Raw genomic sequence first — 17275 nt, forward strand, 5'->3', positions numbered from 1 at the left:
TTTACAATTTTTTTAAAGATTCTTTAATGATATTTTCTATAGAAAATTCTGGATGTTTATCTAAAATATCATCTAAAACTTTTTTAGATTCTTTAGCAGAAAATCCGAGAACAATCAAAGCGTTTAAAGCTTCTTTTTTTACAGATGTTTTTTCAGAAAATTTTACGTTTTTTTCTTTTTTAGAATTATTCATAATCTCTTTAGAGATTTTATCTTTTAATTCAATAATAATTCTTTTAGCTGTTTTTGTTCCAATTCCTTTTACTTTTTTAAATACTTGAATATCTTCTTTATATATAGATTTTTCTATCTCATATGGAGTGAGACAAGATAATAACATGATAGCAGAATTTGGACCTATTCCATTTACGGATATCAAATAAGAAAATATTTTTCTCTCTATTTTTTCAAAAAAACCATACAACCCATATTTATTTTCTTTTATAAAAAGGTATGTATGTATATATATCTCTTTTCCTTCTTCTTCTGCTAACAAATAAGAATAAGTATATGAGGATATATAAATATGATACCCTACTCCATGACAATCTATTATTAAATAAGATTGATTTTTTTCTATTAATTGTCCTCTTAAATGTGTTATCACGGTATGGGGATGATCAGGTAATAAGATAATCAATCCTAAAAAATTATTTTTTTCTAAAAATAATTTTTATGGGGACCCCTATAAAGTCAAAATGATAACGAATCTTATTTTCAACAAATCTTCTATAAGATTTGTTGATGTATTGAGGAAAATTCGAAAAAAAAATAAATTTTGGAGTACATGATGGAAGTTGGGTACAATATTTGATGGTGATTAACTTATTTTTTTTTATAGAAGGAGGAGGATTTTTTTTTAAAATTGGCAACATAATTTTATTTAAAATATTTGTTTTTAATCTATTTGTACGTGATTTGAAAACTTGATCAGCTATAGGTATAATATCATGTATTCCATCTTTATTTTTAGCAGATATAAAAAGAATAGGAACATTATAAAATGGATATATTTTTTTTCTAATAAAAGATTCTAAATTTTTCTGCATATTTTTATGAAATAAATCCCATTTATTAATAAGAATTATAACTCCTTTATAATTTTTTTTCACTAATCTAAAAATGTTCATATCCTGTTTTTCCCATCCTTTTACTGCATCTATCATTAAAAAACAAACATCAGTATATTCTATGGTTTTCAAACTTCTCATAGTGGAATAAAATTCTATGGATTCTTTTATTTTTGATTTTTTTCTTACTCCAGGAGTATCAAATAAAATACATTCATATCCAAATTTTTTGTATAAAACATCAAGACTATCTCTTGTAGTTCCAGAAATATCCGTGACAATATGATGGTATTTATCTAAAAAAGAATTTATTAAAGTAGATTTTCCAACATTTGGTCGTCCTACAACGGAAAAACGAGGAATAACCTTTTTTTCTATGATAGATTCATTTTTTTGAACGAATTCTTCTTTTTTTAAAATTTCTACTAATTTATCTAATAATTCTCCTGTTCCACTTCCATTTATAGCTGATATATAGTAATAATTAAAAAAACCTAAACAAAAAAAATCTGTGTCAGAATATATAGATTTTACGTTATCTACTTTATTTACTACTAATACAACTATTTTTTGACATTTTCTTAGTATTTGAGCTATTTCTTTATCTGTATCTAATATTCCCATTTTTATGTCTACTAAAAATAAAATGACATGAGCCTCTTGGATAGCTATATAGATCTTTTTTTTTATTTCTTTTTCAAGTACATTATTTTTTGATGTCGTAAAACCACCTGTATCTACTACAGAGAATTGGACTCCATTCCATTCTGAATTTCCATAAATACAATCTCTTGTTACCCCACTAGTGGCATGAACAATCGCTTTCCTTTTTCCTAAGATACGATTAAATAAAGTCGATTTTCCGACATTAGGACGTCCTATTATCGATACAACATAATTCATTTTTATAAATTATTCACAAAGGTAGAATTTTTTCATTAGTTTCATTCCTAGATTATTAGTCAAAGTGTATATTCAAAAAAAAAAAAAAATAATGCGTATAGATATTATTAGTATAGTTCCTGAAATTCTTCATAGTCCTTTCTCTAATTCTATGATAAAAAGAGCTATAGATAAAGGTTTTATTGATATTTATGTTCACGATTTACGTCAATATGGATTAGGAAAGCGAAAAAAAATAGACGATTATCCTTATGGAGGAGGATCCGGTATGGTTATTCGTATAGAACCTGTATATCGATGTTTTTCAAAACTTTTTTCAGAAAGAAATTATGATGAAATCATTTTCATGACTCCTGATGGTCAAATTTTTTCGCAAGAATATGCTCAATCTTTAACTTATAAAAAAAATATTATCATTCTTTGTGGACGTTACAAAGGAATTGATCAGAGAATTAGGGATCACTTAATTTCTAAAGAAATATCTATTGGAAACTATATTTTATCTGGAGGAGAATTAGCGGCTGCTGTTTTAGTAGAAGCTGTAACTAGATTGTTTCCTGGAGTTATACGAAATAGAGATTCTATTCTTACGGATTCTTTTCAAGAAAAAACCGTGATCGCTCCTCCCGTTTATACTCGTCCATTAGTTTATAAAGGATGGGGCGTCCCAGAAATACTTTTGTCTGGACATCATAAAAAAATAAAAGATTGGTTTTATAAAAAATCTATGCAACTTAAAAAAAAATTGGATTCATAGAAGAATCGTCAAAATGAATATGACGATAAACTAAACGTTTTACTACTTCATTAATTTTATCAAAGTCAAATTCTTTTATCACATTTTTCATCAAATTTCTAATTTGTTTGTTACATAAATTTCCTATACTTCCTTCATGAGAATAAAAACTATTTGTAAAAGGTTTAAAACAGTTGTTTTGTATTTCTACCCCTACTTTTTTATAAGCTTCTCTAAAAGAATATCCTTTTTCAATAACAAGTCTATTCACTACTTCTACGCTAAACAAATATTTATATTTTTCTTCTTTAAGAATATCTTTTCTAACTATGATATGACGTAACATATACTTAAACATAGAAAAACATTTTTTTATTTCTTCAAAAATAGGAATAAATCTTTCTTTAATTACTTGAAAATCTCTATGATATCCGGAACATAAATTAGAAGAAATCAAAGAAATTTCATTAGGTAATGAAATCATTCTATTACATTTAGCTCGTATCATTTCAAAAACATCTAGATTTTTCTTATGAGGCATAATGCTGGATCCAGTAGTTAAATGATCAGGAAAACTAATAAAATTGAAATTTTGATTTGAATATAAGCAAATATCTTGAGCCATTTTACTTAAAGTATTTGCTAAAGAAGCAATAGATTCTGAAACTATTCTTTCCATTTTACCCCGTCCCATTTGAGCATATATTACATTATAATTCAACTCTTCGAATCCCAATAAATACGTTGTCATTTTTCTATTTAAAGGTAAAGAAGAACCGTATCCAGCAGCAGAACCTAGTGGATTTTTATTTACAATACGATATGCCGTACGAATTAATAATAAATCATCTATTAAACTTTCTGCATATGCAGCAAACCAAAGACCAAAAGAAGAAGGCATAGCTATTTGATAATGAGTATAACCTGGCATTAATATATTTTTATATTTTTCACTTAATTCTAGTAATAAGTCAAAAAGAGAATAAGTAATAGAAACTATTTCTTGTATTTCTGCACGAATAAAAAGTTTCAAATCTAATAAAATTTGATCATTTCTAGATCTACCACTATGTATTTTTTTTCCTACTTCTCCTAAACGATTAGTTAACAAAATTTCTATTTGAGAATGAATGTCTTCTATTCCTTCATGAATTTGAAAGTTATTTTTTAATATTTCGTTTACATAAATATTACGTAATTCATAAATTAAAATTTTTAGATCTTTTTTATTTAATAATCCAATACTTTTTAACATGATAACATGAGCTATGGTTCCAATAATATCATGTGGAGCTAAAAGTAAATCTATTTTAGAATCTTTACCTGAAGTAAAATTTTCTATTTTCTTATCAAAACTAAAATCTATCTTATTATTCCAAATTTTCACGAAAAAAACATTTTTATATTTTTTCTATCTTTAACATATAAAACTATAAATTTTTATGTAAAAAAAGAAAAATTTCTAATTTTAATTAATGAATCAATTATGAATAAAAAACATCATACTATAAAAGATTATACAGCAGATAGTATTCAATCTCTTGAAGGAATAGAACATATCCGACTACGACCTTCTATGTACATTGGAGATGTAGGGACTAGAGGGTTGCATCATTTAGTATACGAAGTAATAGATAATTCTATAGATGAATCCTTAGCCGGTTTTTGCAATAAAATATGGGTAACGATTCACAAAAATGGTTTTATAACTGTACTAGATAATGGACGTGGAATTCCAATAGATATTCATAAAAAAGAAGGGATATCTGCCCTTGAAGTAGTTATGACTAAAATTGGTGCAGGTGGAAAATTTGATAAAAATTCTTATAAAGTTTCTGGAGGGTTACATGGAGTAGGGATATCCTGTGTTAATGCTTTGTCTAAAAAACTTATAGCTACCATTTACCGAAACGGAAAAATTTATCAACAAGAGTATTTAAAAGGAAAAGCTATTGATTCTGTCAAATGTTTGGGAAAAACAAATATGCAAGGAACTGAAATTCATTATATTGCGGATCAATCTATCTTTAATTCCATTACATATAATTATGAAATAATAGCTAACAGATTAAAAGAATTATCCTTTCTAAATAAAGGATTATTTTTATTTTTAAAAGACGAAAGAAATAACATTAAAGAATCTTTTTTTTCTAAAAATGGATTAAAAGAATATCTTCCGATATTAGATAAAAATCAAGAATCTTTAATTAAGAATATGATTTTTATTGAAGGAGAGAAAGATAATACTTTTGTAGAAATTGCCATGCAATACAATACTTCTTTTAAAGAAAAAATTTATTCCTATGTGAATAATATCAATACTTATGAAGGAGGGACTCATTTGTCTGGGTTTCGAAGAGCTTTAACAAGAACGTTAAAAAAATATATAGATGGATATGGTTTTTTATCTAAGGATAAAGTAGAATTGATTGGAGATGATTTTAGAGAAGGAATTACAGCTATTATATCTGTTCGGGTAATGGAACCGCAATTTGAAGGACAAACTAAAACGAAGTTAAGCAATCATGAAGTTGGAGGTATTGTAGATAAAATTGTTGGAGAAATGCTAAATATATATTTAGAAGAACATCCTAGTGATAGAAAAAAAATTATTGATAAAGTTATATTAGCAGCTAAAGCACGTCAGGCTTCTAGAAAAGCTCGTGAATTGATACAAAAGAAAAATCCCTTTCACAATAGTATTTTACCTGGAAAATTAGCTGATTGTTCTTTCAATAATCCAGAAAACTGTGAAATTTATTTGGTGGAAGGAGATTCTGCTGGGGGAACAGCTAAACAAGGAAGAGATAGAAAATTTCAAGCTATTTTACCTTTACGAGGAAAGATTCTTAATGTAGAAAAAGCTATTCAATATAAAATATTTGAAAATGAGGAAATAAAAAATATATTTACTTCTTTAGGAGTTTTTATTGGTACAGAAGAAGATCAAAAAATTTTAAATGTAAAAAAATTGAGATACAACAAAATTATTATAATGACAGACGCTGATATAGATGGAAGTCATATTTCTACTTTAATTTTAACATTGTTTTTTCGTTATATGAAACCCTTAATAGAAAAAGGGCATATTTATATTGCTACCCCACCTCTTTATTTAATTAGAAAAGGAAATCATTATAGATATGCTTGGAATGATGAAGAAAGGGAAAATATTCTTCATCAACTAGGAGGAAGAAAATATGTCCATATTCAACGTTACAAAGGATTAGGAGAAATGAATGCAGAACAACTTTGGGAAACAACTATGAATCCAAAAAATAGAACTCTTCGAAAAGTGAAAATAGAAAATGATTTTAAAGCAGAAAAAACATTTTCTATTCTTATGGGAGATGAAGTTACCCCACGTAGAAATTTTATAGAGGAAAATGCAATACATGCAAAAATTAATGTATAAACTAATAAAAATAAATTATTATGAATTATATTCAATCAATCCTATTAGGATTTATTGAAGGAATTACAGAGTTTTTTCCTATTTCTTCTACAGGACATATGATCCTTATTGCTTCCATAATGGGCATTCTTCATGATAGAATAACCAATTTATTTCTTATTTCTGTTCAGATTGGAGCCGTTTTATCGGTAGTATTTTTGTATAGAAAAAAGTTTTTTTTTCAAAAATGGAATTTTTATATAAAAATTATTTTGGCTAGTTTTCCTGTAGGAATTTTGGGTTTGTTATTGAATAGGATAATCCATTTTTTGTTAAACAATCCACTTGTAGTAGCTATTTCTCTTTTTATAGGAGGATTCGTTATTCTTAAAGTAGAAAATTTGTATGAAAAAAATTTTCCAAAAAAAATGAATAATATTACTTATTTAAAAGCTTTCATTATTGGATTATTTCAATGTATGGCTTTGATACCAGGTGTATCTAGAAGTGCTGCTACTATTATTGCTTGTATGCTACAAAATATTAATAGGAGAAAATCTATCGAATTTTCTTTTTTTTTATCTGTTCCTGTTATTGGAATTGCAACATGCAAAAAATTATTTGATTATTATTTTCAATTAAATGCTTTTACATTTAAAGAAATAGAATTATTATTTGTAGGAAATATAGTATCGTTCATAACGGGAATGATGGCGATCAAATATTTTATGAAATACTTAAATAATTTTAAATTATTCGGATACTATAGAATTATTTTAGGAATTTTTTTTATTGTTATACATTACTTGAAACCGATCTAAAAATTTGAATCAAAAAATTAATTACTAGAATTTAAAATCTAATATCTATCTTGTAGATCCTCTTATTATTACAACAGGTTTATTGATCGATCGTATTAACAAACCGGACTCTACCAACAAAGTAGATCATATTCAAAATTACAAAGAAACTTATACCCAGATATTCTAATAAAATTAGACGGTCCCCCCTTAATTTTTTCGATTCATAAGAATATCATTCATCTTCTAATTTTGGATATTATTCCTAAACTTATCAAAAAAAAATATCCAAAAATTTATGGGATAAATCAATTTCCACTTTCTTTTTTTCCTTAAAAAAAAACAAAAGGAAAAAGATTTGATGAGTATGCTAGAAAAGGATTAAAAATAGTTTCTATGAATATAGACATGTGTTATAACAATTTATCAATTTCATTATTTATTATAAAGAAAGTAGGACCCCCTATTAATATATGAATGTAAAATAAGAAACGGCTCTTTTATCTAAGATCTAATAATAATATGTAGATAAATTTTTTGGAAAAAAATTAAAAAGTAAACCTTTTCTCTACTTACTTATTATAAAGTACAAGTAGAACGACGTTTAGTCTATTTTGATCTACATAATTTTTTTAATCTCAAGTTTTTGAAAAAAATTATAATTTTCCATATTACCTACTAAATTCTATATTTTTTTTTATACCATATATGAAATCTTTGATTGGATTCTTCATCACTTAAAACTCCTTTTTTTATTCCTTCCAATAAATGTTTTTTTAGTAATACCCCGTTTTTAGAAAAAATAGATTTTACCGTATTGGTAGGTTGTGCTCCTTTCATTAACCATAATACAGCATTTTGCATTTTTAATACAGTGGTAGGAGGATCCGTATGAGGATTATAAGTTCCTAGTTTTTCAATAAACTTTCCATCTCTTGGAGAACGGGAATCAGCTACAACTATATGATAGATAGGTCTATGTTTTTTACCAATTCTTTTTAAACGTATTTTCACAGACATAATTTTTAATAATTAATAAAAACCTTAGATACATACTTTCTGCATATTTTTATAGAAAAAAGGTTTTTAATCAAAGTAGACTAAATTTAGCTAAAATTTATAATGTTTTTGAAAAAAAATGATATATATTTACATTTTTCATAGACCCGTTGTGTAACGGAAGCACAGCAGATTTTGGTTCTGTTAGTTGGGGTTCGAGTCCCTACGGGTCTGTTACCGAGTATTTTTTAATATATTGAGATATGTTGAATCTTACAAAATGAGTATTGGAATGAAAGTAAAAAAAGAAAAAGTTTTATTAATAGCTTTTTTGAGTGTCTTAGCATATGTGTTTATCCATTTATCCAAATCTTTTTTAGGATTGGATCAATTTACTCTTTGTATATTACGATGCTTTGTCATATCTATTTTCATACTGTATTCCTTACTGAAAAAAGATTTAACTACTTGGATATTATTATCCATTATCATAGGAATAGAAATGGGATTAGATATTCCTAAAATTGCTGTGGAACTTAGGTTTTTATCTCAAATATTTTTGAGGTTAATAAAAACTATTATTGCTCCAATATTATTTTCTACTCTGGTAGTAGGAATAGCAAGTCATTCTAATATTAAACAATTAGGAAGCATGGGGTGGAAATCCTTATTATACTTTGAAGTAGTAACAACTTTAGCTTTGTTCGTTGGTCTTATAGCTATTAATGTATCTCAAGCTGGAGTAGGAATTGTGATTCCTAAAGGAATCATGGGACAAGAATTACCAAAAGTAGAAAATAAAACTTGGCAAAATACGATTCTTCATGTATTTCCAGAAAATTTTATAAAATCTATCTATCATGGAGATGTATTGCCTATAGTGGTTTTTTCTGTTATTTTCGGTGTTTCTATGGTTTTTTTGGAAGAAAAAAAACGAAATCCTATCCTATTATTTGCAGAAAGTCTTTCGGAAATCATGTTTAAATTCACTAAAATTATCATGTATTTTGCCCCCATAGGGGTAGGATCTGCTATTGCTTATACAGTAGGACATATGGGTTTAGACATTTTATACAACCTATTTCAGTTATTATTCACTCTTTATATTGCTTTAATTGTCTTTTTGATAGTTGTATTACTTCCTATCCTATTATGGATTAAAGTCCCCTTAAAAGGTTTTGTAAAAGCATTGACTGAACCGGTATCACTAGCATTTGCTACTACAAGTTCAGAATCTGCTTTACCTCTACTTATGGAAAATTTAGAAAAATTAGGTGTTCCAAGAAAAATTATTGCTTTTGTGATTCCTACAGGTTATAGTTTTAATTTAGATGGAACTACTCTATATTTATCTTTAGCAACGGTTTTTGTAGCACAAGCATCTGGAATCCCTTTGAGCTTTAGTCAACAAATATTTATAGGATTGACTTTAATTTTAACTAGTAAAGGAGTAGCGGGAGTTCCTAGAGCATCTTTAGTCATTCTTTTAGCTACTGTAGCTTCTTTTGGATTGCCTAATTGGCCAATATTAGCCATAGTAGGAATAGATGAATTAATGGATATGGCTAGAACTACCGTAAACGTTATAGGAAATGGATTAGCTAGTTGTGTTATAGCTCGTTCCGAGGGAGAATTTGACGATCAAAAGATGTTAGATTATATAAAAAAAAATGATTAACTTTTGAAAAGTTTTTGTTATAGGAAAAAAAAATATTCTATAGATCCAAATGGATTCGTAACGAAAAAAAGTCCTTCCAATATTGCTCTTATCAAATATTGGGGAAAACATCAAAATAAAATTCAAATTCCGTTGAATGCTTCTATTAGTTATTCCCTAGAAAAAGTATATACAGAGACTAGATTAAGTTATTCTATGAAAAAAAGAAAAAGGAATTTATCTATAAAAGTTTTTTTTTCTGGAAAAGAGAAAACTAGTTTTACTCCAAAGATTTTAGAATTTTTTCATAGAATTTTATTTTATTGTTCTTATTTACGAGATTTTAATTTTATTATAGAAACTTATAATACTTTTCCACATAGTAGTGGAATCGCCTCTTCTGCTTCTTCTATGAGTTCTTTAGCTTTATGCATTATGGAAATAGAAAAAAAATTAGTTTTTTCTTTAAAAAAAGATTTTTTTTTCAAAAAAGCTTCTTTTTTATCAAGATTAGGTTCCGGAAGTGCTTGCAGATCTATTTATCCTGGACTGGTAGTTTGGGGTCGTCATCAATACATAAAAGGAAGTAATAATCTTTATGCTATTCCATATCCATACCAAGTACATCCCATTTTTACGAAAATGGTGGATACTATTTTGATCATTGATGAAAAACCTAAAAAAATATTGAGTTCAGAAGGACATCAATTCATGAATAATCATCCTTATGCTAAAAAAAGATTTAAATGTGCCAATAAAAATATGGAGAAACTTATATCTATATTAAAAATAGGAGATTTGCAAGAATTTGGAGAATTGATAGAACATGAAGCTTTAACCCTTCATGCCATGATCATGACCTCTAGACCTTATTTTTTATGGATGAAACCAAATACCATTAACGTTATTCATAACGTATGGGATTTTAGAATACAAAGCAAAAAAAATGTCTATTTCACACTAGATGCAGGTGCTAATATTCATCTTTTATATCCTATTCAAGAAAAAGAATCTATCCTAAAATGGATATACAGTGATCTTTTTTCTTTTTGTAAAAAAATTATAGAAAGTTTTTGTTTATAGTTCATATATTTGTTATGATTTTTAATGAATGGTGGACGTAGCTCAGTTGGTTTAGAGCATCAGATTGTGGTTCTGAAAGTCGCCGGTTCGAATCCGGTCGTCCACCCAAATTATTTTTATTTTAATACTTTTTTTATTCTATTGAAAGCTTCTATAATTTTTTCATTTGATGATGCGTAAGAAATGCGTAAACATTCCTTATCTCCAAAAGCACTTCCACTTACAGTCGCTACTTGAGCTTTTTCAAGTAAAAATTCAGAAAGATCATCCGCATTTTGAATAATTTTTCCATGTAATTTTTTTCCAAAAAAAGATGAAACTTTTGGAAAAATATAAAAAGCTCCATCCGGTTGATTTAGTTGAAACCCATTAATTTCTTTAATCAAATCAAAAACTAAATTTTTTCTTTTTCTGAATTCTTTGATCATATATCCTATTTTACTTGGATCAGCTTTTAATGCAGAAATAGCAGCTATTTGTGCTATAGAATTGGCACAAGAAGTCATTTGACCTTGTATTTTATCACAAGATTGGGATATCCATTCCGGAGCTCCAATATATCCTATTCTCCACCCCGTCATTGAAAAAGCTTTAGATAGTCCATTCAGTGTGATAACTTGATCATGAATATCAGAAAATATAGCAATACTAGTAGTATGTTTATCTGAGTAGCAAATATGTTCATAAATTTCATCAGAAAGAATCATTATTTTTGGATATTTTTTAAAAATTTCTGCTAAATTTTTTAATTCTTCATAAGAATAAACACTTCCTGTAGGATTACAAGGGGTACTAAAAATAAATAATTTAGTTTTACATGTAATAGCTTTTTCTAATTGTTCCGGATGAATCTTAAAATTATTTTTCATAGTTGTTTGAATTACAACAGGACAAGATTCACATAATTTTACCATTTGTAAATAACTAACCCAATAAGGAGCAGGAATAATGACTTCATCATTTTTATTTAACAAAGATAAAAGAACATTCATGATAGCTTGTTTTGCTCCAGTAGAAACTACAATTTGAGAAGGAGTATATGTTAAATGATTATCTCGTAAAAATTTTTTGCATATAACTTTTCTAAGTTCTAAATATCCGGATACAGGAGTGTAATAATGGTACCCTTCATCTATAGCTTTTTTTGCGGCATTTAATACGAAATTAGGAGGTAAAAAATCGGGTTCTCCCAAACTTAAGTTGATAATATCATACCCTTTATTTTTCAATTCTCTAGCTTTAGCTGACATAGCTATAGTTTGCGAATAAGATATATTCTGTAAACGATGAGATAATCTATTTTTCATAGATATTTTATTTAGAATTTGAAATGATTACAAATCTAAATAAATTTGGTTATAAATTTATTTAATTCGTTAAAATGCTATTTATATGGAATTAATTAAAAAATATTTTCCATCTTTATTGGATCAACAAATCTATCAATTGTCTTATTTAAAAAAATTATATGCATATTGGAATACATATGTAAATTTGATTTCCAGAAAAACATTTTCTGATTTCTATCAAAAACATATTCTTTTTTGTTTAGGAATAGCTAAAGTATTTTCTTTTTTTCCTGGATCATGTGTGATGGATTTAGGTACAGGAGGAGGTTTTCCTGGAATTCCATTATCTATAGTTTTTCCACATACAGAATTTATATTAGTAGATTCTATTAGAAAAAAAATTAAAATTATAGAAAAAATCATAGACGATCTTCATTTAAAAAATGCAAAACCTATTTGTATACGCGCAGAAAAATTAGAAAAGAAATTTGATTTTGTAGTAACTAGAGCTGTAGCGAAAATAGATATTATTCAGAATTGGATAAAAAATAAATTTAAATACAAATCAAAATATCCATTTTATAATGGAGCTTTATATCTAAAAGGAGGAAATATTTATGAGGAAATGAAAAGATTTCCCCATGCTATAGAATATTCTTTAAAGCATTTTTTTCAAGAACCATTTTTTATAACTAAAAAAGTTATTTGGATTTCTAACATTTAAAAAAATGAATCCTAAAAAAATTTTTATAGAAAAAATTAAAGAGAAAGGAGGATGGGTAAATGCTCATTCCCACTTAGATAGAGCTTATACTCTAACAAAAAAAAATTTCAAATATTCTTATTTTTCTATCAATAAAAAATGGTATTTGGTTGATGAAATGAAACGTTTATCTACAGAAGATGATATTTATATACGTATGGAAAAAGCTGTAGAATATTTTATCATGCAAGGAACACAAGCTTTGTGTACTTTTATTGATGTGGATGAGATTATTGAAGATAGAGCTTTAAAAGCTGCTAAAAAATTAAAAAATAATTATGGGAATTTTATTCATATTTGTTTTGCCAATCAAGTTCTTAAAGGAGTATTAGAAAAAAAATCCAAATATTGGTTTGATCAATCTATAGAATTTGTAGATATCATTGGTGGATTACCTGCTAAAGATTATGGAAAAGAAGACGAACATTTAGATATTTTATTAGAAACAGCTAAAAAAAAGGGAAAAATAGTACATGTACATGTAGATCAATTTAATACCAACGAAGAAAAAGAAACTGAAAAATTAGCAAAAAAAACGATAGAATATGGAATGCAAGGAAAAGTGGTAGCTATCCATAGTATTTCTTTGGCAGCTCATCATAGAACTTATCGTTACAAAATATATCAATTAATGAAAAAAGCAAATTTAATGGTCATATCTTGTCCCATTGCTTGGATTGATCATACCAGAAATGAACATTTAACTCCTAGCCACAATTCTATCACTCCAGTGGACGAGATGGTCCCTGAAGGAATTATAGTAGCTTTTGGAACAGATAACATCTGTGATATCTACAAACCTTTTTCTGATGGAAATCTATGGATAGAATTACGTGTTATGTTAGAAGCTTGTCATTATTATGATATAGACCATTTGGTAAAAATTGCTACAATAAACGGATTAAAAGTTTTAGGATTATAATTTATTTTTTTATTACTTTTTCTGGACGCATTTGTGGAAAAAGTAAAACTTCTTGAATAGAATTATTTTGAGTTAGTAACATGACCAAACGATCGATTCCAATTCCAATTCCTGCAGTAGGAGGCATTCCAAATTCCAAAGCTCGTATGAAATCTTTATCAATAGACATAGATTCATCTTTTTTGTCTCCATTTTTTATTGACTTTATTTGTTCCCGAAAACGATACATTTGGTCGATAGGATCATTAAGTTCTGAATAAGCATTCGCAATTTCTTGTCCATTTATAATAAGTTCGAAACGTTCTGATAAATTTTTTTTACAACGATGTTTTTTGGTTAAAGGACTCATTTCTATAGGAAAATCAATAATAAAAGTAGGATTTATATAATTTTTTTCACATTTTTCTTCAAAAATGTTATCAATGAGTTTGGATTTACTCATTTTTACATTTTCTTCTATATGCAATTTTTTACAAACTATTCTTAATTCCTCTTTTTCCATTTCTTGTAGATCGAACCCTGTGTATTTTTTAATAGAATCCAATATAGAAATACGAGGAAAAGGAGTTTTAAAACTAATATGATTATTTTTTTTAAATTTATTCCATATGTATTTCATCAGTTTTTCTGTAAAATTCATCATCCAGTAATAATCTTTATAAGCTACATAAAGCTCTAGTACAGTAAATTCTGGATTATGAATACGGTCCATTCCTTCATTTCTGAAATTTCTGGAAAATTCATATACTCCATGAAATCCACCAATGATAAGTCTTTTCAAATAAAGTTCATTAGCTATACGTAAATATAATGGAATTCCAAGTGTATTATGATAGGTTTCGAAAGGACGAGCAATTGCTCCTCCAGGAATGGATTGTAAAACAGGGGTGTCTACTTCTAAATACCCTTTTTCATCCAAGAAATTTCTTATATTTTGTATGATTCTCGTACGTTTAAAAAAAATGTCTTTTACATGATCGTTTACGATAAGATCAACATAACGCATACGATAACGTTGTTCTGTATTGGAAAAAGCATCATGTATTTTTTTATTTTTATCTATTTTTACTTGTGGCAATGGTCGTATAGATTTGGATAATAAAGTTAATTTATCAACATGTACCGTAATTTCATCCATTTTTGTCTTAAATAAAAAACCTTTCACTCCAATAATATCTCCTATATCTATAAGTTTTTTTAAAAAAATATTGTAAGTATCTTCCTTACCCATTTTATCCGAAGATAAATGATCCTTCGAAAAGTAGATTTGTATACAACCTGTATGGTCTTTTATTTCTCCAAAAGAAGCTTTTCCTAAAATTCGAAAACGCATTAAACGTCCAGCTATGCTAATGGTTTTTTTTTCTGTAAAAATTTTTTTTATATTAAATATTGTATCATTAACTATATATTCTTCTGAAGGATATGGGTTTATACCTAATGATTTTAGTTGATCTATTTTTTTTATGCGTATAATTTGTTGTTCTGATAACATATACTGATTTTTGTCTATCCCAAGGTATGAACAAGACGAAGGTACATTTGATTATATTATATTATATATTTATGAAAAAAAAAATACTTTTTTTCGAAGATTTAGGAAAAAAAGAATATAAAGAAACTTGGAAGTATCAAAAAAAATTATTTGATGATCTCATCCAAAAAAAAGAAAATAACAAATTTTATAAAAAAGAAGCAGGATATTTTCTTTTTGTAGAACATCCACATGTATACACTATAGGTAAAAATGGAAAAAAAGATAACCATTTATTGGTTACATCAGAATTTTTAAAAAAAATAAATGCTAGTTTTTGTAAAACAGATCGAGGAGGAGATATCACTTATCATGGACCTGGACAACTTATAGGATATCCCATTTTGAATATGGATTATTTTTTTACGGATATTCATAAATATCTTCGGATGTTAGAAGAAGTGATTATCCATTTTTTATGGAAAAATTATGGAATCATTGGAGAACGAAAGAAAGGAAGAACAGGAGTTTGGTTTCATAATCAAATAGGAAAATCAAGAAAAATATGTGCAATAGGAATTAGAATAAGTCGTTGGGTTACTATGCATGGATTTGCTTTAAATGTAAATACAGACTTACGGTATTTCGATCATATTATTCCTTGTGGAATTTATAATCAAGAAGTTACTTCTTTAAAAAAAGAATTAAAAAAAAATGATATCTCTTTTCAGGAGGTTAAACAGATGGTAAAAAAATCCTTTCAAGAAATTTTTGATGTAGAATTTGTTTCTATGCATCATAAATAAAAAAATAAATTCTATGAAATGGATTTTTTTATTTCTGCTATCACAATTCCGTCTTGATCTATTTTTCTTATCCAAACATCTTGTAATGTATTTCTATATATAGTAGCATCGTTGTATGAATTCAATGGGATTTTAGTTCTAATATAATTTTCTGTATATCCATACAAATATTCTTTATCTGGATGATTGTTTTCGAACAAAACTGTTTTTTTCGTATGAATTTGTTTTTCACAAAACAAACGATATTTTTTCTTCGAAAGAACTCTCAAAATTTTATTTCGTTTCCATTGTATTTTTTTAGATACATGTTCCTGTATAGGTATAGCAATGGATTTTGTATTTGGTCTAGAAGAATAAGTAAATATATGTATAGATGAAATTTCTAATTTTTTTAAAAAATGATAAGTTTCCAAAAAATGTTTATGTGTTTCTCCAGGAAATCCAACAATAACATCTGAACCTATATAAGCGTTTGGGATTAAATCTCGTATTTTTTTTATTTTTTCTTGGTAAAGTTCTCTTCTATAACGTCTATGCATTTTTACCAAAATATCATTGCTACCAGATTGTAAAGGAATATGAAAATGAGGAACAAAATGTTTACTTTTAGACAAAAATTCAATATATTCAGATTTTAATAAATTAGGTTCGATAGAGGATAAACGTATTCTTCCTTTTTCTTCTATATCGTCGATAGCTTGTATTAAATCAAAAAATGTATTTCCAATTTTTCTTCCATAATCTCCAATATTAACACCTGTTAACACAATTTCTTTTACCCCTTTTTTTAAAAGAAACTTAATCTTTTTCAAGATATTTTCTATACTATCAGAACGAGAGAATCCTCTAGATATGGGAATGATGCAGTAACTACATTTATAATCACATCCATCCTGTATTTTTAAAAAAGATCGTGTTCTATCTCCAACGGAAAACGATGGAAAAAAAGTATTTTTTTTGGACGTATTGTAAAAAATATTTGCATCATATTTTTTTTTTACTTTTCCCAAATAATCTATAATTTTAAATTTTTCTTCATAACCTAAAACTAAATCAACTCCAGTAATAGAAGAAACTTCTTTAGGATTCCATTGAGCATAACATCCTATTGCTATAATAAAAGCTTTGGAATTTTTTCTTATAGCAGAACGTACAATGTATTTAAATTCAATTTCTGCATTTCTTGTAACAGAACAACTATTGATGACATAAATATCGGCAAAACTATTGAAAGGGACATGTTGATAATATAAATTAGAAAATTTTCTTGCTATAGTGGATGTTTCTGCATAATTCAGTTTACACCCCATAGTATAAAATGCTATTTTTTTTTTCAACATTTTTTTGAATATGAATCAGTAAGTATCAAGTAACTACTA

15 protein-coding genes and 2 tRNA genes are annotated in these 17275 nt (G+C 26.8%); 10 read left to right on the forward strand and 7 right to left on the reverse strand.

The window, feature by feature from the left end; genetic code table 11:
• Position 1: 1 nt before the first annotated feature.
• Both ruvA and der read right to left on the reverse strand, forming a co-directional pair.
• Positions 2-607: a Holliday junction branch migration protein RuvA gene (ruvA, locus tag H0H63_RS01360; RefSeq protein WP_185858800.1), complete on the reverse strand. Its 606-nt coding sequence runs from the start codon at positions 605-607 to the stop codon at positions 2-4.
• A gap of 43 nt (positions 608-650) precedes the next feature.
• The gene (gene der, locus H0H63_RS01365) at positions 651-1973 is read right to left on the reverse strand and encodes a ribosome biogenesis GTPase Der (RefSeq protein ID WP_185858757.1); all 1323 of its coding nucleotides are present in this window, start codon (positions 1971-1973) and stop codon (positions 651-653) included.
• A gap of 91 nt (positions 1974-2064) precedes the next feature.
• On the opposite strand from der, the gene trmD reads away from it, so the two are divergent.
• Positions 2065-2730: a tRNA (guanosine(37)-N1)-methyltransferase TrmD gene (gene trmD, locus H0H63_RS01370; RefSeq protein ID WP_185858758.1), complete on the forward strand. Its 666-nt coding sequence runs from the start codon at positions 2065-2067 to the stop codon at positions 2728-2730.
• Here the strand turns inward: trmD and argH are convergent.
• Positions 2708-4096: an argininosuccinate lyase gene (argH, locus tag H0H63_RS01375; protein WP_185858759.1), complete on the reverse strand. Its 1389-nt coding sequence runs from the start codon at positions 4094-4096 to the stop codon at positions 2708-2710. The genes trmD and argH overlap by 23 nt on opposite strands.
• A gap of 99 nt (positions 4097-4195) precedes the next feature.
• On the opposite strand from argH, the gene gyrB reads away from it, so the two are divergent.
• Positions 4196-6124 carry a DNA topoisomerase (ATP-hydrolyzing) subunit B gene (gene gyrB, locus H0H63_RS01380; RefSeq protein ID WP_185858760.1) on the forward strand — a complete coding sequence of 643 codons (1929 nt, stop codon included), beginning with the start codon at positions 4196-4198 and terminating at the stop codon, positions 6122-6124.
• A gap of 20 nt (positions 6125-6144) precedes the next feature.
• On the forward strand, positions 6145-6924 hold the full coding sequence (locus H0H63_RS01385) for an undecaprenyl-diphosphate phosphatase (RefSeq protein ID WP_185858761.1): 780 nt from the start codon (positions 6145-6147) through the stop codon (positions 6922-6924).
• Positions 6925-7581: 657 nt separating this feature from the next.
• Here H0H63_RS01385 and rpsP read toward each other — a convergent pair.
• Complete coding sequence (rpsP, locus tag H0H63_RS01390) at positions 7582-7923, reverse strand: 30S ribosomal protein S16 (RefSeq protein ID WP_185858762.1); 342 nt, start codon at positions 7921-7923, stop codon at positions 7582-7584.
• Between the two features lie 142 nt (positions 7924-8065).
• Between rpsP and H0H63_RS01395 the strand changes: the two genes are divergently transcribed.
• From H0H63_RS01395 to H0H63_RS01410, 4 genes are all read left to right on the forward strand, one after another.
• Positions 8066-8136, forward strand: a tRNA-Gln gene (locus H0H63_RS01395).
• Between the two features lie 46 nt (positions 8137-8182).
• The gene (locus H0H63_RS01400) at positions 8183-9580 is read left to right on the forward strand and encodes a dicarboxylate/amino acid:cation symporter (protein ID WP_185858763.1); all 1398 of its coding nucleotides are present in this window, start codon (positions 8183-8185) and stop codon (positions 9578-9580) included.
• A gap of 3 nt (positions 9581-9583) precedes the next feature.
• Positions 9584-10642, forward strand: coding sequence for a diphosphomevalonate/mevalonate 3,5-bisphosphate decarboxylase family protein (locus H0H63_RS01405; RefSeq protein WP_185858764.1), 1059 nt, complete (start codon positions 9584-9586; stop codon positions 10640-10642).
• A gap of 31 nt (positions 10643-10673) precedes the next feature.
• Positions 10674-10748: transfer RNA gene (locus tag H0H63_RS01410), tRNA-His, on the forward strand.
• Between the two features lie 10 nt (positions 10749-10758).
• Here the strand turns inward: H0H63_RS01410 and H0H63_RS01415 are convergent.
• Complete coding sequence (locus H0H63_RS01415) at positions 10759-11949, reverse strand: pyridoxal phosphate-dependent aminotransferase (protein WP_185858765.1); 1191 nt, start codon at positions 11947-11949, stop codon at positions 10759-10761.
• 85 nt (positions 11950-12034) lie between these two features.
• On the opposite strand from H0H63_RS01415, the gene rsmG reads away from it, so the two are divergent.
• Positions 12035-12655 (forward strand): 16S rRNA (guanine(527)-N(7))-methyltransferase RsmG, encoded by a 621-nt coding sequence (gene rsmG, locus H0H63_RS01420; RefSeq protein WP_185858766.1) that lies wholly within the window; start codon positions 12035-12037, stop codon positions 12653-12655.
• A 4-nt stretch (positions 12656-12659) separates the two neighbouring features.
• Positions 12660-13616, forward strand: a complete 957-nt coding sequence (locus H0H63_RS01425; RefSeq protein WP_185858767.1) for an amidohydrolase family protein — start codon at positions 12660-12662, stop codon at positions 13614-13616.
• 1 nt (position 13617) lies between these two features.
• Here the strand turns inward: H0H63_RS01425 and lysS are convergent, their stop codons facing one another.
• Entirely contained in the window at positions 13618-15111 is a 1494-nt protein-coding gene (gene lysS / locus H0H63_RS01430) for a lysine--tRNA ligase (protein ID WP_185858768.1), read from the reverse strand.
• Between the two features lie 71 nt (positions 15112-15182).
• Here lysS and lipB point away from each other — a divergent pair, with 71 nt between their 5' ends.
• Positions 15183-15896 (forward strand): lipoyl(octanoyl) transferase LipB, encoded by a 714-nt coding sequence (gene lipB / locus H0H63_RS01435; protein ID WP_185858769.1) that lies wholly within the window; start codon positions 15183-15185, stop codon positions 15894-15896.
• Positions 15897-15907: 11 nt separating this feature from the next.
• Here lipB and mtaB read toward each other — a convergent pair whose 3' ends face one another.
• Positions 15908-17236 carry a tRNA (N(6)-L-threonylcarbamoyladenosine(37)-C(2))-methylthiotransferase MtaB gene (gene mtaB, locus H0H63_RS01440; protein ID WP_185858770.1) on the reverse strand — a complete coding sequence of 443 codons (1329 nt, stop codon included), beginning with the start codon at positions 17234-17236 and terminating at the stop codon, positions 15908-15910.
• Positions 17237-17275: the final 39 nt, after the last annotated feature.

Source organism: Blattabacterium cuenoti, assembly GCF_014251655.1.
Classification (GTDB): domain Bacteria; phylum Bacteroidota; class Bacteroidia; order Flavobacteriales; family Blattabacteriaceae; genus Blattabacterium; species Blattabacterium cuenoti_I.